This window comes from Azoarcus sp. TTM-91 (genome assembly GCF_012911025.1).
Classification (GTDB): domain Bacteria; phylum Pseudomonadota; class Gammaproteobacteria; order Burkholderiales; family Rhodocyclaceae; genus Azoarcus.
Genome location: NZ_WUEI01000279.1, coordinates 1 through 703, shown reverse-complemented (window position 1 = coordinate 703; position 703 = coordinate 1). Strand labels below are relative to the sequence as shown.

Annotated in this window: 1 protein-coding gene; it reads right to left on the bottom strand. The window is 53.6% G+C overall.

Annotation, left to right across the window (positions count from 1 at the left end; translation table 11 throughout):
* Positions 1–218: 218 nt before the first annotated feature.
* Positions 219–539: a hypothetical protein gene (locus tag GRF61_RS24215; protein WP_169153166.1), complete on the bottom strand. Its 321-nt coding sequence runs from the start codon at positions 537–539 to the stop codon at positions 219–221.
* Between the last annotated feature and the right edge of the window lie 164 nt (positions 540–703).

Sequence of the window (703 nt, the reverse complement as noted above, 5' to 3'; positions counted from 1 at the left end):
CGCCTCCCAGAACGCTGGCGAATGGACGTGAGTTGGGAAGTAATCGGCTAGGCCAGAACGCTGAACAACGTAGCCCGTAGCTTTTTCTTTCTTCAACGGCGATACCTCTTCACTCAGCACCTAACGTGGAAGTGAGGGGCAGCCGGAGCGAAGCGTAGGGGACCACAAGCGCAGCTTGTGGCTGTCCCTCTCGACTGCAGGGTTAGGCGAATGTTTCATCACCGATATGTTTCCAACTCTTTTTTCAAAGCAACGGCCTCATACGCTTTGCCTTTCAGATACAGCACACTTTTGCCTTTGCGAACTGAAAGACTGACACCTTCTGAATCGCCTGGGTACTTACGCAGAGCAAGGGTGAGAACTTCGTTTTCTTCCTTTGCTCCGGCCAAATCCCAAAGACCGCCGATGAGATCAAGCAAGACATTGCCGCTTGCCACTTCTTCCACTTTCGGTGCATAGACCCAGTGAGACATGCGCATCTCATGTGGAATTGCAGTGACTCGGATTTGACCATCGAGATATGTGCTTACTTCATCCATGAGGCACTCGAAGAAGGTGATTGAACGGGCTTTCGCCTAACGAATAGCGTTTATCCGCCGCAGCGGCGACGTGGGAGGAAGGCAAGGCGGCATGGCGGCGGATAAACCTCGTTGGACTGAACCGCCGCGACGGCGGATGCAATGGGGATTGTAAGCGGCGAAGC